At 64.8% G+C, this 20,419-nt stretch carries 19 protein-coding genes; 12 read left to right on the forward strand and 7 right to left on the reverse strand.

What is annotated here, in order from left to right:
• From SOM61_RS06775 to yihA, 4 genes are all read right to left on the reverse strand, one after another.
• Positions 1-612, reverse strand: coding sequence for a (2Fe-2S)-binding protein (locus SOM61_RS06775; protein WP_320473361.1), 612 nt, complete (start codon positions 610-612; stop codon positions 1-3).
• Between the two features lie 133 nt (positions 613-745).
• On the reverse strand, positions 746-1,648 hold the full coding sequence (locus SOM61_RS06780; protein ID WP_320473362.1) for an AraC family transcriptional regulator: 903 nt from the start codon (positions 1,646-1,648) through the stop codon (positions 746-748).
• 10 nt (positions 1,649-1,658) lie between these two features.
• Positions 1,659-2,669, reverse strand: coding sequence for a porphobilinogen synthase (gene hemB / locus SOM61_RS06785; protein ID WP_320473363.1), 1,011 nt, complete (start codon positions 2,667-2,669; stop codon positions 1,659-1,661).
• 19 nt (positions 2,670-2,688) lie between these two features.
• Positions 2,689-3,432: a ribosome biogenesis GTP-binding protein YihA/YsxC gene (gene yihA / locus SOM61_RS06790; protein ID WP_320473364.1), complete on the reverse strand. Its 744-nt coding sequence runs from the start codon at positions 3,430-3,432 to the stop codon at positions 2,689-2,691.
• Positions 3,433-3,576: 144 nt separating this feature from the next.
• Here yihA and SOM61_RS06795 point away from each other — a divergent pair, with 144 nt between their 5' ends.
• The 5 genes from SOM61_RS06795 (at position 3,577) to SOM61_RS06815 (ending at position 9,351) form a co-directional block, all read left to right on the forward strand.
• Positions 3,577-4,251: a c-type cytochrome gene (locus SOM61_RS06795; RefSeq protein ID WP_320473365.1), complete on the forward strand. Its 675-nt coding sequence runs from the start codon at positions 3,577-3,579 to the stop codon at positions 4,249-4,251.
• A gap of 119 nt (positions 4,252-4,370) precedes the next feature.
• A complete protein-coding gene (locus SOM61_RS06800; RefSeq protein WP_320473366.1) occupies positions 4,371-6,464 on the forward strand; it encodes a cytochrome c biogenesis protein ResB in 2,094 nt (697 codons plus the stop codon).
• 24 nt (positions 6,465-6,488) lie between these two features.
• Positions 6,489-7,667 (forward strand): c-type cytochrome biogenesis protein CcsB, encoded by a 1,179-nt coding sequence (gene ccsB, locus SOM61_RS06805; RefSeq protein WP_320473367.1) that lies wholly within the window; start codon positions 6,489-6,491, stop codon positions 7,665-7,667.
• Positions 7,668-7,741: 74 nt separating this feature from the next.
• Complete coding sequence (gene msrP, locus SOM61_RS06810) at positions 7,742-8,722, forward strand: protein-methionine-sulfoxide reductase catalytic subunit MsrP (protein ID WP_320473368.1); 981 nt, start codon at positions 7,742-7,744, stop codon at positions 8,720-8,722.
• Positions 8,722-9,351 (forward strand): protein-methionine-sulfoxide reductase heme-binding subunit MsrQ, encoded by a 630-nt coding sequence (locus SOM61_RS06815; protein WP_320473369.1) that lies wholly within the window; start codon positions 8,722-8,724, stop codon positions 9,349-9,351. The genes msrP and SOM61_RS06815 overlap by 1 nt, the downstream gene beginning before the upstream one ends.
• A 28-nt stretch (positions 9,352-9,379) precedes the next feature.
• Here SOM61_RS06815 and lysA read toward each other — a convergent pair whose 3' ends face one another.
• Both lysA and lptM read right to left on the reverse strand, forming a co-directional pair.
• Positions 9,380-10,657 (reverse strand): diaminopimelate decarboxylase, encoded by a 1,278-nt coding sequence (gene lysA / locus SOM61_RS06820; RefSeq protein WP_320473370.1) that lies wholly within the window; start codon positions 10,655-10,657, stop codon positions 9,380-9,382.
• Positions 10,657-10,848, reverse strand: a complete 192-nt coding sequence (gene lptM / locus SOM61_RS06825; protein ID WP_320473371.1) for an LPS translocon maturation chaperone LptM — start codon at positions 10,846-10,848, stop codon at positions 10,657-10,659. Before lptM ends, lysA begins: the two co-directional genes overlap by 1 nt.
• Before the next feature lie 41 nt (positions 10,849-10,889).
• Here lptM and cyaY point away from each other — a divergent pair, with 41 nt between their 5' ends.
• Positions 10,890-11,219, forward strand: coding sequence for an iron donor protein CyaY (gene cyaY, locus SOM61_RS06830; RefSeq protein WP_320473372.1), 330 nt, complete (start codon positions 10,890-10,892; stop codon positions 11,217-11,219).
• A gap of 211 nt (positions 11,220-11,430) precedes the next feature.
• Positions 11,431-12,522, forward strand: coding sequence for an acyltransferase family protein (locus SOM61_RS06835; RefSeq protein WP_320473373.1), 1,092 nt, complete (start codon positions 11,431-11,433; stop codon positions 12,520-12,522).
• 60 nt (positions 12,523-12,582) lie between these two features.
• Here the strand turns inward: SOM61_RS06835 and SOM61_RS06840 are convergent, their stop codons facing one another.
• Complete coding sequence (locus tag SOM61_RS06840; RefSeq protein WP_320473374.1) at positions 12,583-14,916, reverse strand: penicillin-binding protein 1A; 2,334 nt, start codon at positions 14,914-14,916, stop codon at positions 12,583-12,585.
• A 362-nt stretch (positions 14,917-15,278) separates the two neighbouring features.
• Between SOM61_RS06840 and SOM61_RS06845 the strand changes: the two genes are divergently transcribed.
• Genes SOM61_RS06845 through SOM61_RS06865 form a run of 5 tightly spaced genes read left to right on the forward strand, consistent with a single transcriptional unit; the run spans position 15,279 to position 20,399 of the window.
• On the forward strand, positions 15,279-16,301 hold the full coding sequence (locus SOM61_RS06845; protein ID WP_320473375.1) for a pilus assembly protein PilM: 1,023 nt from the start codon (positions 15,279-15,281) through the stop codon (positions 16,299-16,301).
• Positions 16,301-16,945: a PilN domain-containing protein gene (locus SOM61_RS06850; protein WP_320473376.1), complete on the forward strand. Its 645-nt coding sequence runs from the start codon at positions 16,301-16,303 to the stop codon at positions 16,943-16,945. The genes SOM61_RS06845 and SOM61_RS06850 overlap by 1 nt, the downstream gene beginning before the upstream one ends.
• On the forward strand, positions 16,942-17,646 hold the full coding sequence (locus SOM61_RS06855) for a type IV pilus inner membrane component PilO (protein ID WP_320473377.1): 705 nt from the start codon (positions 16,942-16,944) through the stop codon (positions 17,644-17,646). The genes SOM61_RS06850 and SOM61_RS06855 overlap by 4 nt, the downstream gene beginning before the upstream one ends.
• Positions 17,643-18,179 carry a pilus assembly protein PilP gene (locus SOM61_RS06860; RefSeq protein WP_320473378.1) on the forward strand — a complete coding sequence of 179 codons (537 nt, stop codon included), beginning with the start codon at positions 17,643-17,645 and terminating at the stop codon, positions 18,177-18,179. Before SOM61_RS06855 ends, SOM61_RS06860 begins: the two co-directional genes overlap by 4 nt.
• Before the next feature lie 12 nt (positions 18,180-18,191).
• Positions 18,192-20,399 carry a type IV pilus secretin PilQ gene (locus SOM61_RS06865; RefSeq protein ID WP_320473379.1) on the forward strand — a complete coding sequence of 736 codons (2,208 nt, stop codon included), beginning with the start codon at positions 18,192-18,194 and terminating at the stop codon, positions 20,397-20,399.
• The last annotated feature ends 20 nt before the right edge of the window (positions 20,400-20,419 follow it).

Consider the following 20,419-nt stretch of genomic DNA (forward strand, 5'->3'; position numbering starts at 1 on the left):
TCAGGTCTCCATCCGCGTGCGGGCCTGCATGATCGCGGCTACGATGTTCGGATAGGCGGCGCAGCGGCACAGGTTGCCGCTCATGGCTTCGCGGATGCCGTCGGCGCTGGCGGCCTGTCCTTCACGCACGCAGCCGATCGCGGACAGGATCTGGCCCGGCGTGCAGTAGCCGCACTGGAAGGCGTCGTGGTCGATGAAGGCTTGCTGCATCGGGTGCAGGCCGCCATCCGGCGCTGCCACGCCCTCGATGGTGGTCACTGCGCGCCCGGCCAGCGAGACCGCGAGCGCCAGGCAGGACAGTTCGCGGCGGCCGTCCACCAGCACCGTGCAGGCGCCGCACTGGCCGTGGTCGCAGCCTTTCTTGGCGCCGGTCAGGTCCAGGTGTTCGCGCAGCGTGTCGAGCAGGGTGGTGCGCGGGTCGACCGCCACCTGCCGGGTATCGCCGTTGATGCGCAGCGCCAGCGGCAAGAGGGCGGCGCCGGACGCGGGGGGCGGGGCCGCCGCCGCGGTGCCTGCCGCGGCCTCGCGTGCGATCAGCGGCAGGGCCCCGCCCAGGGCCGAGCCGATGAGGAAGCGGCGGCGATTGCCGGCGCGGGTATCGTGTTTGTCCATGCTGGATCCAGGTCTGGGCGCCGTCGTGGCGCGACCCGTCAAGTAGACACGCGCACGGGCGCGCAGGATATGCAATTCCGATCAGAGATGGGGCGGATCCTTTCAGCCGGCATTGCGCCGGCCCGTGGGCGGATCAGGTGGGCGATGAAACGGGCGCGCCCATCGCCTGGCGCAGGCCGGCCAGGTCCTCGCTCGGGGATACGCCATACAGCTTGCGGTAGTCGCGGTTGAACTGCGACAGGCTTTCATAGCCGACGTCGTGGGCGACGAAGCCGATGGCCTCCGACGCCAGCAGGCGGCGGCGCGCCAGGTGCAGGCGCACGTGCTTCTGGAACTGGAGCGGCGAGACCGAGGTGATGGTGCGGAAATGGCGGTGCAGGCTGGGCGCGCTCATATTGACCATTCCGGCAAGGTCGGCGATGCGCAGGGGTTGCGCGAAGTTGTCCCTGATCCAGCTGGTGGCGCGGCCGATGCGTCCGAGGTCGCCCTGCGGCCAGGCCAGCTGGCGCAGCACCGAGGCGAACGGCCCTTGCAGCAGGCGCCAGGTGATCTCGCGGCGGATCAGCGGCGCCAGCACGGGAATGCCTTCGGGATAGTCGAGCAGCTCCAGCAGGCGCGCCAGCGGATCGGCCAGGCGGAGATCGAAGTCGCAGGTGTCGAACAGCGCGGTGTCCGGCGCGGCCGCCGCCGGCGCCGACTGCCCGGCCAGCAGCTCGAGCAGGACCGCGCGGTCGATTTCGATGCTGATCGAGAGATAGGGTTTGTCTTCGCTGGCCTCGAGGATGCGCGAGGTGACCGGCAGGTCGACGCCGGCGATCAGCGACTGGCCGGCGCGGTAGCGCACCTGGCCGCTGCCGATCATCGCTTCCTTCATGCCTTGCATGATGACGCTGTAGACCGGCCGCATGACCGTGGTGATGGGTTCGGTGGGGCTGACGGAACGGGAGACCAGTACACCCTCGATCGGGGTGTAGTGGCCGTAGCGCAGGGCCTGGCGATCGACCAGCCGGGCCAGCCTGTCCCTGTGGTCCGTCATGGCCGCCGCGTCAGCCGCCCGCCTTCAGCTTGCGCGCGATATCGAGCGCGAAATAGGTCAGCACCCCATCCGCCCCGGCGCGCTTGAACGCCATCATCGATTCCATCATGACCTTGTCGTGATCGAGCCAGCCATTCTGCGCCGCTGCCTTGAGCATCGCGTATTCGCCGCTGACCTGGTAGGCGAAGGTCGGCACCTTGAACTCGTCTTTCACACGGCGCACGATGTCCAGGTAAGGCATGCCTGGCTTGACCATCACCATGTCGGCGCCTTCGGCCAGGTCGAGCGCCACTTCGCGCAACGCCTCGTCGCTGTTGGCCGGATCCATCTGGTAGGTGTTCTTGTCGGCCTTGCCCAGGTTGGCGCTGGAACCCACGGCGTCGCGGAACGGGCCGTAGAAGGCGGATGCGTACTTGGCCGAATAGGCCATGATGCGGGTGTGGATGTGGCCCTGGGCCTCGAAGGCGTTGCGGATGGCGCCGATGCGGCCGTCCATCATGTCCGACGGCGCCACGATGTCCACGCCGGCCTCGGCGTGGGTGAGCGCCTGCTTCACCAGCATCTCGATCGTCTGTTCGTTGACGATGTAGCCGTTCTCGTCCGGCAGGCCGTCCTGGCCGTGGGTGGTGTACGGGTCGAGCGCGATGTCGGTGATGACGCCCAGTTCCGGGAAGTTCTTCTTCAGTTCGCGCACCACGCGCGGCACCAGGCCGTCGGGGTTGGTCGCCTCGATGCCGTCATAGGTCTTGACCGACTGGTCGACCAGCGGGAACAGGGCCATGGCCGGGATGCCGAGTGCAACGCATTCTTCGGCGACCTTGAGCAGCAGGTCGAGCGAGACGCGTTCGACGCCCGGCATCGACGCCACTTGCTGGCGCTGGTTCTGTCCTTCGAGCACGAACACCGGATAGATCAGGTCGGCGGAGGTGATGGTGTTTTCGCGCATCATGGCGCGCGAGAACGGGTCGCGGCGCATGCGGCGCGGGCGGGCCGCCGGATAGGCGGAGGTGATGATGGTCATGTCAACAGTCCTTGCTATATCAGGCGACAGGGTTATCGTCGTCCGCCGACGGCGCAGCACTTTCTTCGTTGCCGATGTCGTCTCCTGCTTCTTCCTCTTCCGAGTTCAGTCCGGCCAATTCCAGGATCTTGGCGTCCGCCTCTTCGATGCCGATGCGCTTGAGCGCCGAGAACAGCTGCACCGTGAACGGGAAGCCGTTGCCATCCTCGTCGACATAGCTGTCGAGCACGGCGCGCGCTTCGCGCAGGGCATTGGTCGACTCGTTGCGGTTGAGCTTGTCGGCCTTGGTCAGGATGCAATGGATCGGCTTGCCGGTCGGGGCGAACCATTCGAGCATCTGGACGTCGAGGTCGGTGAACGGACGGCGCGAATCCATGATCAGGATGAGCGCCGCCAGCTGGTCGCGGCGCTGGACGTAGTCGCCCAGCAGCTTTTGCCAGTGCAGCTTGGCCGTGCCCGAGACTTCGGCATAGCCATAGCCCGGCAGGTCGACCAGCAGCGCTTCGATCTCGTCGACCCGGACCGCATCCTTGCGGTGCTGGCCCACGTGGGCGCCACCGATCGAGAAGTAATTGATGTGCTGGGTACGGCCAGGCGTCTTGGAAGCGAAAGCGAGACCCTTCTGGTTGGTCAGGATATTGATCGCTGTGGATTTGCCGGCGTTCGAGCGCCCGGCGAAGGCGATTTCCGGTACCTGCGTGTCGGGCAAATCGCGCAACTGGTTAACGGTCGTGAAGAACCGGGCTTGCCATAATCTGGACATTGGGGAGAGGGATTAAGGGCCATGAAATGGCGTTGGGGAAACAAAGCTATTGTACAATAAGGGGTTGATTACTGCTCCGCCCATCGGCGGGTAGATCAGGTCGCTGCACTGAACTTTCTAATTTGACTTTATAAGGTGCCAGTTATGAATCGGTTGACGTCCCCCCTGCTCAAAACACTGTTGGTCACTTCGCTGACTGTCTTTGGGGGACTACCGGCGGCGATGGCGGCGTCCGCCGCAACCGCTACCGCGGTCAAAGCCGATCCAGCCAAAGGTGGCGCCCTGTACGAAAACGGCGATCCCGCACGCGGCCTGCCGTCCTGCCTGTCCTGCCACGGCGCGGCCGGCAATTCGTCGATCGCGATCAATCCGAAACTGTCCGGGCAGTTCGCGACGTATACACACAAGCAGCTGATCGACTTCACGACCGCGCACCGCCAGCAGCCCATCATGACGACCTATGCCAAGATGCTGACGGCGCAGGAGAAGAAGGATATCGCAGCCTGGCTCGCGACGCAGGCGCACAAGCCTGGCGCGGCGAAAAATAAAGAGACCGTGGAACTGGGTCGCAAGATTTATCGCGGCGGCATCGCGGAAAAAGGCGTAGCTGCCTGCGCCAGCTGTCACGGCGCCACCGCCAACGGTATCCCGGCGCAATACCCGCGCCTGGCCGGCCAGCACCAGGATTACACCACTGCCCAGCTGGAAGCATTCAAGACCGGCAGCCGCGCCAACAGCCCGCAGATGACGGTGCTGTCGCAACGGATGTCGCCGGAAGAGATGCGCGCAGTGGCAGACTATATCGCCGGCTTGCGCTAAAAGTGTCGCTTTAGCGCTACGCATGAGCATGAGATGAACGGAAGAGGGCGGCAGCGTCGAGCTGACGCCCTTTTTTCCACGCGCCGACCCCGTCTCGCGCAAGATGAAAGTTGTAGAGTATGAGTACCACCGGAATTGAACTGAATACCCGCCGCCGCTGGCTGGCCGACGCGGTCGAGCTGATCTCGTCGATGCGCTTCGCGATCAGCCTGCTCACCATCATTTCCATTGCCTCCGTCATTGGCACCGTGCTCAAGCAGAACGAGCCGATGCCCAATTACGTGAACCAGTTCGGGCCGTTCTGGTTCGAGATCTTCGACAAGCTCGGCCTGTACAACGTCTATTCGAGCTGGTGGTTCCTGGTCATCCTGGTGGTGCTGATCGTCTCGACCGGGCTGTGCGTGGTGCGCAACACGCCGAAGATGCTGCGCGATATGCGCAGCTGGCGCGAAAACGTGCGTGTCGATTCGCTGCGCAATTTCCACCACAAGGCTGAATGGCAGGCGCCGCTGGCGCGCGCCGAGCTGGCCGAGCAAAGCGCGCTGCGCCTGCGCCACGCCGGCTATGCGACCAAGATCGTGGAAAAAGACCAGGCCATCCTGGTGTCGGCCAAGAAGGGCGCCGGCAACAAATTCGGTTATATCTTCGCCCATTCCTCGATCATCGTGATCCTGCTGGGCGGCATGCTGGATTCGGAACTCCCCGTGCGTGTGCAGCAATGGTTCTTCGGCAAAACTCCCTTCACCGGCAGCGGCGTGATCGCCGAGATCCCGGCCCAGCATCGCCTGAGCACCAGCAATCCCAGCTTCCGCGGCAATACCGCGATCGCCGAGGGCCAGACCAGCCATACCGCGATCCTGAATCAAGCGTCCGGCGTGCTGGTGCAGGAATTGCCGTTCGGGATCGAGCTCAAGAAATTCCACATCGAGTTCTATTCGACCGGCATGCCCAAGCTGTTCGCCAGCGACGTCGTGGTGCACGACCTGGAGACCGGCCACAAATTCGAGTCGACCATCAAGGTCAACCATCCGCTGATCTACAAGGGCATCGCCGTCTACCAGTCGAGCTTCGACGATGGCGGCAGCAAGCTGCGGCTGACCGGCTTCCCGATGACGGGCGCCAGCGCGGCCAGCTTCCCGATCGAAGGCGACGTCAATGGCGCCACCGAGCTCAAGTTCGGCAAGGACACCTATGCCATCGAGTGGTCGGGCTTCCGTCCCTTCAACGTCGAGAACGTTGCCCAGGGCAACGATGCGCGCGCGGTGGGCAAGAACATCGGCTTCAATGCGCAGTTGTCGGCCACGCTGGGCAAGGCCTCCGGCGCGGCGGCCGACCCGGACGCCAACAAGGACCTGAAAAACGTCGGCCCCAGCGTGCAATACAAGCTGCGCGACCACACGGGCCAGGCGCGCGAGTACATGAACTACATGCAGCCGCTGACCCTCGAAGGCGCCCAGGTCTACCTGGCCGGCGTGCGTTCGAACCCGTCCGAGAACTTCAGCTTCCTGCGCATCCCGTCCGACGAGCGCTACGGCGTTGGCGACTGGATGCGCCTGCGCGCGGCGCTGTCCGACCCGGCCGCGCGCCAGGAGGCGGCCGCCCGCTACGCCAGCCGCGCGCTGAGCGCGGAACAGCGCGGCGGCGGCGCGCTGGCGGGCCAGTTGAAGGATTCGGCCGCGCGCACGCTCGACATCTTCGCCGGCGGCGACGGCCGCGGCGGTTTCGTTGGCGTGGCCCGCTTTTTGGAACAGATCCCGCAGGCCGAGCAGGAAAAGGCGGCCGGCATCTTCATGAAGATGCTCAACGGCGCGTTGTGGGAGCTGTGGCAGGTGGCGCGCGAGAAAAATGGCGACGCCGCGGCCAAGCCGACCGACGAGAACGGCCGCTTCCTGCAACTGGCCACCAATGCCTTGTCGGACAGCTTCCTGTACGGCGCCCCGGTGTATTTGCAGCTCGACGATTTCACCGAAATAAAGGCTTCGGTGCTGCAGATGACGCGTTCGCCGGGCAAGAATGTGGTCTACTTCGGCTGCCTGCTGCTCACGCTGGGCGTGTTCGCGATGTTCTATATCCGCGAGCGCCGCGTCTGGATCTGGGTGCGCGACGTAGATGGAGGTGCCGAGGCACTGATGGCGATGAGCACCCAGCGCAAGACGCTCGATTTCGAGCGCGAATACGACGAATTGTCGGTCAAGCTGCCGCAACCGGCGTAAGCTGGCGACGATCTGGAGAAAATGATGGAACTGTCCCAAACGAAAAACAGCGCCCCGACGCGCTCGACCGACAAATACCAGGAACAGGTCGGCTACTTCCGCCGCCTGACCGCGGCCGACTGGCTGTACGGCATCGCGCTGCTGGCCGCGGCCCTGTACGCGCAAATCCAGTACGGCCATTTCATGGACATCTATGAAGAGGTGATCCTGATCTGTAGCGCGCCGGTATTCGCGGCGTTGGGCTGGTACTGGAAGCCGATGCGCTGGTTGTTCCCGCTGGTCGGCGTGCTGTCGCTGGGCGCGATCTCGATGTACGACGGCAACCTGGCGGCGGCCGAGCAGAAATTCTTCCTGAAATACATGCTGTCGAGCGGTTCCGCCATCCTGTGGATGAGCGCGCTGTTCATGTTCTCGACTGTGTTCTACTGGGTCGGCCTGTTCAGCCGCGGCAAGTTCGGCGGCAACGTCGGCGCCAACCTGTGCTGGGCTGCGATCGTGATCGGCTCGGTCGGCATGATGGTGCGCTGGTACGAAAGCTACCTGATCGGGCCGGACGTGGGCCACATCCCGGTGTCGAACCTGTACGAAGTGTTCATCCTGTTCGCGATCATCACCGCGATGTTCCACCTGTACTACGAAGAACACTACGCCACCCGCCAGCTGGGCCCGTTCGTGATGCTGATCATCGCCGCCGCGGTCGCCTTCCTGCTGTGGTACACGGTGTCGCGCGACGCCGCCCAGATCCAGCCGCTGGTCCCGGCGCTGCAGAGCTGGTGGATGAAGATCCACGTCCCGGCCAACTTCATCGGCTACGGCACCTTCGCCCTGGCGGCGATGGTCGCCACAGCCTACCTGCTCAAGTCGCACGGCATCCTGGCCGACCGCCTGCCGTCGTTCGAGGTGCTCGACGACGTGATGTACAAGTCGATCTCGATCGGCTTCGCCTTCTTCACCGTCGCCACCATCCTGGGCGCCCTGTGGGCGGCCGAGGCCTGGGGCGGCTACTGGTCGTGGGATCCGAAAGAGACCTGGGCCCTGATCGTCTGGCTCAACTACGCGGCCTGGCTGCACATGCGCCTGATGACCGGCCTGCGCGGCCGCGTGGCGGCCTGGTGGGCGGTGGTGGGCTTGCTGGTGACCACCTTCGCCTTCCTGGGCGTGAACATGTTCCTGTCGGGCTTGCACTCCTACGGCGAACTCTAACTGTGTTGGTGGCCTAACGCTGGCTTAAGGGAACTTCGTGTAATGTGAAGACTCTTAAGCTCGCGGGGCCAGCCATGCTGTTCAAACGTCATCCCAACGGACTCGATCTTCCGTTCCCGTCCGAAATCACGCCGCAAGAGGTCTATACCGGGCGGCGTCAGTTCATCACCCGTATGGCGGCCACGGCGGCAGTCGGCGGCGGCGTGTGGGAGATGGCCAACCGCGAAGCCTTTGCCCAGGCCGCCCCCGCCCAGAAGCTGGCGGCGCGCGCCAACGTGGCGCTGTCCACCGACGAGAAACAGACCCCGTTCAAGGACGCCGCCGGCTACAACAATTTCTATGAGTTCGGCCTCGACAAGGACGACCCGGCCAAGAACGCGCACACCCTGGTCACGCGTCCCTGGACCGTGCGCATCGAGGGCGAGGTCAACAAGCCGCTCACGCTCGACATCGACGGCCTGCTCAAGCTGGCCCCGCTCGAGGAGCGCATCTACCGCCTGCGCTGCGTCGAAGGCTGGTCGATGGTCATTCCCTGGATTGGCTATTCGCTGTCGAACCTGCTCAAGCAGGTCGAGCCGACCGGCAACGCCAAGTTCGTCGAATTCACCACCCTGGCCGACCGCAAGCAGATGCCGGGCCTGCGCAGCGGCGTACTCGACTGGCCTTATGTCGAGGGCTTGCGCATCGACGAGGCCATGCACCCGCTCACCCTCCTGGGCATGGGCATGTACGGCCAGGTGCTGCCGAACCAGAACGGCGCGCCGGTGCGCCTCGTCGTACCCTGGAAATACGGTTTCAAGTCGGCCAAGTCGATCGTGCGCATCCGGTTGGTGAGTCGCCAGCCACGCACCGCCTGGAACGACTCGGCGCCGCGCGAATACGGTTTCTATTCGAACGTGAACCCGAACGTCGACCACCCGCGCTGGTCGCAGGCGAGCGAGCGCCGCATCGGCGAGACCGGCCTGTTCCAGCCGAAGAAGAAGACCCTGATGTTCAACGGCTATGACCAGGTCGCTTCGCTGTACACCGGCATGGACTTGAAGCGCTATTACTGATGGCCTTGCAGCTTTCGAACAAACAGCTCGGATGGGTAAAAGCGGTGGTTTTTATCCTGTCCCTGCTGCCCTTCGCGCGCCTCGTGTGGGGCACGGCCACCGGTAGTTTCACCGATCCACTGGCGGAGATCACCCTGGGCAGCGGCGAGTGGGCGCTGTACTTCCTGTGCATCACCCTGGCCGTCACGCCGCTGCGGCGCCTGACCAGCTGGAACTGGCTGGTCAGATTGCGGCGCATGGTCGGCCTGTTCACCTTCTTCTATGCATTCGTGCATTTCATGGCCTTCCTGTGGTTCGACCATTTCTTCGATGTCGCGGCGATGCTGGCCGACGTCGTGAAACGGCCGTTCATCCTGGTCGGCTTCATCGCCTTCGTGCTGCTCATTCCTCTGGCGGCCACGTCGACCAATGCGATGATCAAGCGCCTGGGCGGCAAGCGCTGGCAATGGCTGCACCGGCTGATCTACGCGATCGGTCCGCTGGCGATCCTGCACTACTGGTGGATGAAAGAGGGCAAGAGCGACTTCGCGCAGCCGATCCTGTTCGGGGCCATCGTGGCCGTGCTGCTGGCGCTGCGGGTGTTCTGGCATTTCAGGCGCAAACCGCAAGCCGTGCGCGCCAAACATTGAAAAGGCCCGCATTGCGCGGGCCTGTTTTTTACTTGATTATCGTCTCGAGTGCGAACACCTCGGCCGGCGTCTCGCGCCGGCGCACCAGGTGGGTGACATCCCCATCGACGATCACCTCGGCCGCGCGGCCGCGGGTGTTGTAGTTCGACGCCATCGTCATGCCATAGGCGCCGGCCGTCATGATGGCCAGCAGGTCGCCCTGTTCAAGTACCAGTTCGCGTTCGCGCGCCAGCCAGTCACCCGACTCGCACACCGGGCCGACGATGTCCCACACCAGCTTTTCGCCGTCGCGCGGGGTCACCGGCTGCACGCCCATCCAGGCCTGGTACAGGGTCGGGCGCATCAGGTCGTTCATCGCGGCGTCGACGATGCAGAAGTTCTTCTCGGCGCCCGGTTTCAGGAATTCGGTCTTCGTCAGCAGCACGCCGGCATTGGCCAGGATCGAGCGGCCCGGCTCGAAGATCACCTTCACCGGCTGCCCGCCGTGCTTCTCGGCGCGCCAGGCGTCGATGCGCGCGAACAGGCGGCCAAGATAGTCGCCCACCGGCACCGGCGGCTTGTCGCCGGCCACGCCGTAGTCGACGCCGATGCCGCCGCCGATGTCCAGGTGGTGCAGGTGGATGCCCTCGGCGTGCAGGGCGTCGATCAGCTCGATCAGTTTATCGAGGGCTTCGAGCAGCGGGGCGTCGTCCAGCAACTGCGAGCCGATATGGCAGTCGATGCCGACCACGTCCAGGTGCGGCAGGCTGGCGGCGGTGCGGTAGGTGTCCAGCGCATCGTCGAAGGCCACGCCGAACTTGTTGGCCTTCAGGCCGGTCGCAATATACGGATGGGTCTTGGCGTCGACGTTCGGGTTCACGCGCAGCGATACCGGGGCGCGCATGCCGAGCTTGCCGGCGACCTCGTTCAGGCGGTGCAGCTCGGGGATCGATTCGACGTTGAAGCAAAGGATGCCTTTTTCCAGCGCAAGCTGCATCTCGTCGACGGTCTTGCCGACGCCCGAGAAGATGGTCTTGCCCGGATCGCCGCCCGCCGCGATCACGCGCAGCAGTTCGCCGCCCGAGACGATGTCGAAGCCCGCGCCCTGGCGCGCCAGCAGGTCGAGCACGGCCAGGTTCGAGTTGGCCTTCATCGCGTAGCAGACCAGGGCGTCGCGGCCCTGGCAGGCGTCGTGGTAGGCGCTGAAATTGTCGAGCAGGGCGGCTTTCGAATAGACGTAGGTCGGCGTGCCGAATTGTTCCGCGATGGCGGACAGCGAAACGTTTTCGGCGTGAAGGACGCCGTCTTGGTGCGAAAAATAGGACATCAGCGGTGGGGTGCGGGCGTGGAGGCGTTGTTCGAAGGGACGGGCTGGGGGAGCTGGTCGACCGGGGCCGCGGGCGGCGCCGAGGCGGGTCTGGCCGGCGGCGTCGGCATGTACAGGTCGCCGGTCTGGCCGCAGCCCGACAGGGCGGCAAGCAAAACAGCGGCCGGGAGAAGCGCAAGAGAGGACTTCACGATTAGAATCACGGTTTAATTAGCAGATTTTGGAGTGTAGCATGACCGAAACCGAATTTTTGGACCTTGCCGACCTGACCCTCAAGCAGATCGAGGAAGCCTTCGACCGCCTGAACGACGAGGACGTGATCGACGTCGAATGCAAGCGCAGCGGCAATGTGCTGGAGATTGAGTTCATCGACAACGGGTCCAAGATCATCGTCAACAGCCAGGCGCCGTTGCAGGAGATGTGGGTGGCGGCGCGCTCGGGCGGCTACCACTACAAGCGCGTGGGCGACGAGTGGCGCAATACGCGGGATGACAGCGAGTTCTTCGCGTCGTTGTCCAGGTATGCGGGGGAGCAGGGCGGGGCGCAGGTGTCGTTGCTGTAATGTGCGGGTAGCTGAAGCGGCCGTCATGTTTGTCTGAGTGCGCGTCATCCGCCAGCACCCGGATAATACTTATCGTAAATTTTTTACAATGCATTAGTCACATGTTGCGATGCGTTGTATTGATGCAGCATAAGTGAAATTGAGCAAACAATAACTACTTTAGGTATTTGCGGCTGAGCTACAGTGTCCGATTAATCATTTATCGGACATCATGGAAAAGACCATACCTAAGGGACTGTCGCTTTACCTGGATGTGGTCAGGTTCGGCGCCGCCTTCGTCGTCCTGCTCAGCCACGTCTGGCCTGTACTGTTCCCCATGTCTCCCTTGCCGTGGCCCGGACACGAAGCCGTCGTCGTGTTCTTCGTGCTGTCCGGCTACGTCATTGCGTTCGCCACCTTCAGGCCCGGTGTCACGCTGGGTAGCTATGCCATGCACCGTGCGGTCCGCATCCTGTCCGTATCCGTGCCGGCGGTCGCGCTGTCGATCCTGATCGCCCCCTTCGTTGCCGGCGCGCCGGGCATGCCCTTCATCGACAATATGTCGCCTTCGGCGAACGACATCTGGCAAGCGACCTGGATCAACCTGCTGTTCCTCGGTGAATCCTGGGCCAATAACGTACGTCCGCCATTCAATAGCCCGTACTGGTCGCTGTCGTTCGAAGTCTGGTATTACGTGATTTTCGCGGCAGCGGTGTTCACGCCCCGTCGCTGGCGCTGGCTCGCCGTGCTGCTTGCCATGGCTGCGGCGGGACCGCGCATCCTGGCGCTGTTTCCGATCTGGCTGATGGGCGTGTGGCTGTATCGTGCGAAGCTGACGATGGGACGGCGCACGGCCGCTGCGCTCTTTGTGTTGACGACGCTGTGCGCCTTCGTCTTTTACTGGACCGGTTCGTCGCACCTGCTGCGCGCTGGCCTGGTCCAGATGTTTCCCGAAATGATGAGCATGCTTAATGGCGCGAACCAGTTCGCCGGCGACTTGATCCTGGGCGTACTGGTAACGGCGCATTTCGCTGCCGCGCGGGCCCTGACCGATTGTTTCGACTGGCTGGCCCGATGCCAGGAGGTGATCCGCCATCTCTCCTCGTTCACCTTGTCCATCTACCTGTTCCATATGCCGCTGACGGTCTTGATCTGGAATGGTTTGGGCATTCACGTGCCGTGGCAGTTTTGCGCGCTGTTGTCTGGAGGGATTTTCTTGCTGGGGTCGCTGACGGAACAGCGCAATGTGCAATATCGCCGGCTGTGTGCGACCGGTGTCGCTTTCCTCCGCACACGTTTGCGACGCGCCGAACGCATCGCCTGATCCGACGCGGCAAAAAGCAAGGGCGGCCATGGGCCGCCCTTGCTTGGTTGCTGAAGCCGATCAGAACAACTCGTTCCTCACCGCATCACGCTCTTTCTGCTGTTCCGGCGCCGGTGGCGGGCCCACGTCCAGCGTCTCGACCCCGCTGCCCGGCGGCGTCTCGGCGTAATAGTAATCCGACCCATACTGCACCAGCCCGGCCGGCACTTCGCGCTCGACGTTCGGTTCGCCCTTGAGCGCTTTCTGCATATAGCCGATCCAGATCGGCAGCGCCAGGCCGCCGCCGGTTTCGCGGGCGCCCAGGTTGCGCGGCTTGTCGTAGCCCATCCAGGCGATGCCCACCACCTTCGGCTGGTAGCCGGCGAACCAGGCGTCGATCGAATCGTTGGTGGTGCCGGTCTTGCCCGCCAGGTCGGTGCGCTTGAGCGCCATCGCCTTGGCCGCGGTGCCGTAGCGCACCACGTCCTTGAGCATGCTGTCCATCAGGAAGGCGTTGCGCGCGTCGATCACGCGGTTGGCCTCGTCGCCGGCGCGCGCCGGGCGCGCCTCGGACAGTACCTTGCCGTCGCTGTCCGTGACCTTCGAGATCAGGTAGGGGCTGATGCGGTAGCCGCCGTTGGCGAACACCGCGTAGGCGCCGGCCATCTGCAGCGGGGTGGTGGCGCCGGCGCCCAGCGCCAGGGTCAGGTAGGCTGGATTGCGCTCCGGCTCGAAGCCGAAGCGGCCGGCGAATTCCTGGCCGTAGCGCGCGCCGATCTTGTTCAGGATGCGGATCGAGATCATGTTCTTCGACGAGGTCAGGCCGCGCCGCATGGTCATCGGACCTTCATACTTGTTGTCGTAGTTCTTCGGCTCCCAGGCCTGGCCGCCGGTCTGGCCGGCATCGAAGCTGATCGGGGCATCGTTGACGATCGTCGCCGGCGACAGGCCGCGCTCGAGCGAAGCCGAGTAGATGAACGGCTTGAACGAGGAACCCGGCTGGCGCCAGGCCTGCGTCACGTGGTTGAACTTGTTGCGGTTGAAGTCGAAGCCGCCGACCAGGGCGCGGATCGAGCCGTCCTCGGTATTGGCCGCCACGAAGGCCGATTCGACTTCCGGCATTTGCGTGATCAGCCACTTCGACTCGTCGTCCTGCATCACGCGGATTACGGCGCCGCGGCGCACGCGGCGGTTCGGCGCCGCCTTGTCGGACAGCCAGGCGCGCGCGAAGGCCAGGCCCTGGCCCGAAATGGTGATCGTGTCGCCCGAGGCGATGGTCGCCTGGACTTGCGTGGCGGAGGCCTGCAGCACGACGGCGGCGATGATGTTGTCGCTGTCCGGATGCTCGGCCAGCTCGGCCTCGATCGCCTCGTCCGCTTCGGTCTTGGCGCCCGGGATGTCGATGAACGATTCGGGGCCGCGGTAGGGGCGGCGGCGCTCGTAGTCCATCACGCCGCGGCGCAGGGCCAGGTAGGCGGCGTCCTGGTCGGCCTTGGTGATGGTGGTGAACACGTTCAGGCCGCGGGTATAGGTATCTTCCTTGAACTGCTCGTAGACCAGCTGGCGCGCCATCTCGGCCACGTACTCGGCATGCACGCCGAAGGCGGTGCTGTCGGTCTTGATTTTGAGCGGCTCTTCCTTCGCCTGGGCGAACTGGGCGTCGTTGATATAGCCGAGCGAATGCATGCGCTGCAGGATGTATTGCTGGCGCGTCCTGGCGCGGGTCGGGTTGACCACGGGATTGTAGGCCGACGGGGCCTTCGGCAGGCCGGCCAGCATGGCCGCTTCGGCCACGGTGATGTCGCGCAGGTCCTTGCCGAAATAGATCTGGGCCGCCGACTGGAAGCCGAAGGCGCGCTGGCCCAGGTAGATCTGGTTCATGTACAGCTCGAGGATCTGGTCCTTGGAGAGGTTCTTCTCGATCTTCCAGGCCAGCAGGGCCTCGTAGGCCTTGCGCTTGAAGGTCTGTTCGGACGACAGGAAGAAGTTGCGCGCGACCTGCTGGGTGATGGTCGAGGCGCCCTGGCGCGCGCCGCCGGTGGCGTTGCGGAAGGCAGCGCGCAGGATGCCCAGGTAATCGATGCCGCTGTGCTCGTAGAAGCGGTCGTCCTCGATCGACAGCACGGCCTTCTTCATGACGTCCGGGATGTCCCTGAAGTGGACCAGGGTGCGGCGCTCCTCGCCGAACTCGCCGATCAGGACGTTATCGGCTGTAAAGATGCGCAGCGGCATCTTGGGCCGGTAGTCGGTGATCGTGTCCAGCGCCGGCAGGTTCGGGTAGGCCATCGCGAGGGCGAACACGAGCACCAGCACGCCGATGGCGCCCAGGCCGAACAGGCCGGCGACGGCCATCAGGAGCAGGCGTTTGGGGCTGAACTTCGAGGAAGAAGAGGATGCTGCTTGTTTCTCTTTCATGCTGACTTTCGCTTTGTTGATCCGCCTCATTATAAGGCAGCGGTTTGGAGCCCGATACTGGCCGGAGCTTAATGGAACGCAAGGGCAATATTGGCCTGGCAATGAAAACGCCAGAGTGTGGCGCGCACGCCCTGAATAGAGTGTTCCAGTGCAGAAATTTCTTGTCCGTAGTCATCCTTTGTTGCTACGATCCGAGGCGGTGCTGCACGTAAGTACCGGATTTTTATAAGAAAGTTATAAGAAGCAAATAACTGTTCTGTTTACGACAATATCCGATTCCGGGCGATTTCAGCCCATTCTGCAGCCAAGGGGTGTATTTGGTGATCAATCTGGGTTCCTTGTTTGGTAAATCGAGTCCGCCGATGGTCGGGCTCGATATCAGCACGTCCGGCGTCCGCCTGGTCGAGCTGGCCGATGCCGGCAAGGGTATCGTGCGCCTGGAGCGCTACGCCACCGAGGCGTTGCCGCGCGGCGCCGTGGTGGACGGCAATATCGAAAACATGGACCAGGTCGCCGACGCGGTGCGCCGGGTCTGGAAGAAGAGCGGCACCCGCGCCCGCCACGTGGCGCTCGGCATGCCGCCTGCCGCCGTGATCACCAAGAAGATCATCCTGCCGGCCGGTTTATCGGAAGACCAGTTGGAAGTGCAGGTCGAGTCCGAGGCCAGCCAGTATATCCCGTTCGCGCTCGATGAGGTCAGCCTCGACTTCGACGTGATCGGCCCGGCGCCGAATTCGCCCGACGACATGGAAGTGATGCTGGCCGCCGCGCGCCGTGAAAAGGTCGAGGACCGGGTCGCGATCGCCGAAGCCGCCGGCCTCACCGCCACCGTGATGGACATCGAATCGTACGCCGCGCGCAGCGCGCTCGAACAGGCCGCCCTGCCTCGGCAGGACCAGATCGTGGCCCTGTTCCAGATCGGCGCCCACGCCACCCACGTATCGGTGCTGCTGGGTGGCGAAGCGGTCTACGAGCGCGAGCAGCCGTTCGGCGGCAATGCGCTGACCCAGGACATCGTGCGCAGCTACGGCATGGCGTTCGAGGAAGCCGAGACGCGCAAGAAGGCGGGCGACCTGCCCGAGAACTACCGCGCCGACATCTTGGCGCCGTTCCTGGAAAGCGCGGCGCTGGAAATCACGCGCGCCATCCAGTTCTTCTACACCTCGACCCCGTATACCCGGATCGACGCTCTGTACCTGGCCGGCGGCTGCGCGCTGCTGCCCGGAATCCTCGACATCGTGGCCGGCCGCACCCGCCTCCCGGTGAGCCTCGCGGCGCCCTTCGAGGGCATGCAGCTCGGCCCCGGCGTGCGCGAACACCAGCTGCGCCAGGACGGCCCGGCCTACCTGGTCGCCTGCGGCCTGGCGCTGCGGAGGTTCGGCTGATGATCCGGATTAACCTGCTGCCCCACCGCGAGGCCAAGCGCAAGCAGAAGCAGACCGCCTTCGTCGCCCTGATGGCGCTGGGCGGCGTGCTCGGCGCCATCGTGGTGATGCTGGTCGGCGCCTATAACGCCAGCCAGATCTCGGTCCAGAACCAGCGCAACGACGTCTTGAAGAATGCCAGCGCGGAGCTGGACAAGAAGATCGGCGAGATCACCAACCTGAAAGAAGAAATCGCGGCCCTGCAGGCGCGCCAGCAGGCGGTCGAGGACTTGCAGGGCGACCGCAACCAGCCGGTCCACCTGCTCGACGAGCTGGTGCGCCAGACGCCGGAAGGCGTGCACCTGAAATCGGTCAAGCAGAGCGGCCAGCGCGTGATCCTGACCGGTAACGCGCAGTCGCAGGAGCGGGTGGCCGAGCTGCTGCGCAACCTGTCGAGCGGCTCGGCGTGGCTGCAGAACCCGGACCTGACCGAGGTCCGCGCCATCAGCCTGACCCAGGGCAAGACCAGCCGCAAGGTGGTCGAGTTCACGCTCGGCGTGTCGATCAAGCGCGCGCGCCTGAGCGACGAGGGCGAAGAGGCGCTGGACGGCGCGCAGCCGGCCAAGGCTGGCGCCAATGCCAAGCGTGCGGCGGAGAAGTCATGAACATCGACATCAAAGACCTCGGCGCCCGGCTGGCGGCGCAGTTCCAGGATTTGCAGGGCCGTCCGCCCGGCCAGTGGCCGCTGGCGCCGCGCCTGCTGTGCGCCGCCGTCGTGCTGCTGGCGGTCGTCGGCCTGGGCTACTACTTTTACTGGAGCGATCAGTTCGCGGCCCAGGAACGCGGCGCGCGCGACGAGGAAAAGCTGCGCGCGGAGTACAAAACCAAGATGGCGCAGGCGATCAACCTGGAAGCGCTCAAGGCCCAGAAGGCCCAGGTCGACCAGTACGTGGTGCGCCTGGAGAAGCAGTTGCCGAACAAATCCGAAATGTATTCGCTGCTGTCCGACATCAACCAGTCGGGCGTCGGCCGCGGCCTGCAGTTCGAGCTGTTCAAGCCGGGCCAGGAAGTGGTGCGCGACTACTACGCCGAACTGCCGATCGACATCAAGGTGAGCGGCCGTTACCACGACATGGGCGCATTCGCCGCCGACATGGCCAACCTGCCGCGCATCGTCACCCTGAACAACCTGACCCTGCAGGCCGGCAAGGACGGCAGCCTGGGAATGCAGGCGGTGGCCAAGACCTTCCGCTACCTCGACCAGGAAGAGCTGGCGGCCCAGCGCGCCGCGCGCGCGGCCGAGAAGAAGAAGGGCAAGGGTAAGGGCAAGACCAGCGCCAAGGCCAAAAGCGGGGGCAAGAAATGATGCGCGCACGACTGATGGTGCTGCTGGCAGGCGGCCTGCTGGCCGCCTGCGGCGACGGCGGCGTGGGCGAGACCCGGGCCTGGATGAAAGAGGTGGAAAAGCAGACCGTGTCGAAGGTCAAGCCGCTGCCGGAGCCGAAGACCTTCGAGCCTTATGGCTACGATGCGCGCCAGGCGCCCGACCCCTTCGATCCCGGCAAGCTGCTGGGCGAGATGGCGCGCATGGCGCAGGCCAGCAGCAATGCCAACCAGCCCGACCTCGAGCGGCCGAAGGAATTGATGGAGACCTTCCCGCTCGACACGATGCGGATGGTCGGCACGATCCAGAAGGGCGGCGTGAATTACGCGCTGGTGCAGGTCGAGCGTTCCTTGTACCGGGTGCGCAGCGGCCAGCGGATTGGACAGAACTATGGGCGCATCACGCGTGTGAGCGAGGGCGCTATCGACATCAAGGAATCGGTGCAGGACGCCACTGGCGACTGGGTTGAACGCATGGCCCACATCGAGCTGCAGCACCGAGCTGCGGCAAAATAAGGAGAGCAGTAAATGACCTTCAACGTCAAGATTCGCATCGCCCCGCCGGCCTGGCTGGCGCGCGCCGCGGCCGCACTCATGCTCATGATGTGCGCCGGCGCCGGCGCCGCCCTGGCCCAGGGCAACGCGATCGAGTCGATCACGGCCAACCAGCAGGGCAGCAACGTGGTCATCAACGTGACCATGCGCGAGGCCCCGGCACGTGCGCCGATCGGCTTTGCGATCACCAATCCGTCCCGCATTGCGCTCGACTTCGGCGCCACCGCCAACGCCACCGGCAAGACGGTGCACGAGATGAACCTGGGCGACGTGCGCAGCCTGAACGTGGTGCAGGCCGGCGAGCGTACGCGCCTGGTGCTGAACCTGGCGCGCGCCCTCAACTATGCGACCACGATCGACGGCAAGTCGGTGATCGTGACGGTGGAAGGCTCGGGCGGCGTGGCGCGCGCGCTCGACGCCAGCGGCATGCCGGCGGTGGCTGCCGCCGCGCCGGCCGCGCTGCCCGCAGCGCGTCCTCAACTGCGCGACCTCGACTTCCGCCGCGGCGCCAATGGCGCCGGCCGGGTCGTGGTCGACCTGCCCGCCAACCAGGTGGCGGTCGACGTGCGCCAGACCGCCAGCGGCGTGACCGTCGACTTCCTCAATGCGCGCCTGCCGGAGACGCTGCGCCGGCGCCTGGACGTGAGCGATTTCGGCACGCCGGTCACCCGCGTCTCGACCCTGGCCCAGGGCGACAATGTGCGCATGACGGTCGAGGCGCAAGGCGACTGGGAACAGTCGGTATTCCAGAGCGACTCCCAGCTCGTGGTCGAGGTGCGCAAGGTGGAAAGCGACCCGAATCGCGGCAGCCCGGGCTCGCGCGACAACCCGCAGGGGTATCGCGGCGAGAAGCTGTCGTTCGAGTTCCAGGACGTCGAAGTGCGCGCCGCGCTGCAGGCGGTGGCCGACATCTCGGGCCTGAACATCATCGCCAGCGACTCGGTCACCGGCTCGCTGACCCTGCGCCTGAAGGACGTGCCGTGGGACCAGGCGCTGGACGTGATCCTGACCGCCAAGGGTCTGGACCAGCGCCGCAACGGCACCGTGGTGTGGATCGCGCCGAAGGAAGAACTGCTGACCAAGGAAAAGCTCGAACTCGAGCAGCGCGCCCAGATCGCCGAACTCGAGCCGCTGCGCTCCGAGATCTTCCAGCTCAATTACCAGAAGGCGGAATCGTTCCGCAACGTGTTCGGCCTGGACGCCGGCGGCGCGACCTCGGGCAGCGATGCGGGCGGGCGCAACCGCGTGCTGTCGCGGCGCGGCAGCGCGATCATCGATCCGCGCACCAACCAGCTGTTCGTGACCGACATCGCCTCCAAGATCGAGGACATCCGCAAACTGATCCAGAAGACCGACATCGCCTCCAAGCAGGTGCTGATCGAGGCGCGCCTGGTCGAGGCCAACGACGGCTTCTCGCGCAACCTCGGCGCCAAGCTGGGCTTCAACGACCTGCGCACCCAGCGCGGCGGCGACTCCGGCTGGCAGATCAGCGGCAACGAGCGCGTCGCGATCGGCGGCAACCTGGTCGGCGTCGGCCAGGTCACCGGCCAGACGCCCGCCACCAGCAGCATCGACAACACCACCATGGTCAACCTGCCGGCGGCCGGCATCGGCGGCATTGCGCCGTCGACGCTGGCGTTCTCGCTGTTCTCGTCGGCCGCGAACCGCTTCCTGAACCTGGAACTGTCGGCGCTGGAAGCCGATGGCAAGGGCAAGATCATCTCGAGCCCGCGCGTGGTCACCGAGGACAAGCAGATCGCCGTGATCGAGCAGGGCGTCGAGCTGCCCTACGAGCAGGCGACCAGCAGCGGCGCCACCTCGATCTCGTTCAAGAAGGCCAACCTGCGCCTGGAAGTGACGCCGCAGATCACGCCGGACGGCAACGTGGTGCTGGAAGTGGACGTCAACAAGGATTCGAAGGGTGAAGAGACCCGCGCCGGCTTCGCGATCAACACCCAGCACGTCAAGACCAAGGTGATGGTCGAGAACGGCGGCACGGTGGTGCTGGGCGGGATCTACCAGCAGACCGAGCGCAATAACGTGACCAAGGTGCCGCTGCTGGGCGACGTCCCGCTGCTGGGCTATCTGTTCAAGACCACCGGCACCGAACATAGCAAGACCGAGCTGCTGGTCTTCATCACCCCGAAGATCGTGAACGAAAACGTGGCTGGAACGCGCTGAACCGACATTAACCCCAACCG

Origin of the sequence: Massilia sp. CFBP9012, from assembly GCF_034045115.1 — a bacterium.
Classification (GTDB): domain Bacteria; phylum Pseudomonadota; class Gammaproteobacteria; order Burkholderiales; family Burkholderiaceae_D; genus Telluria.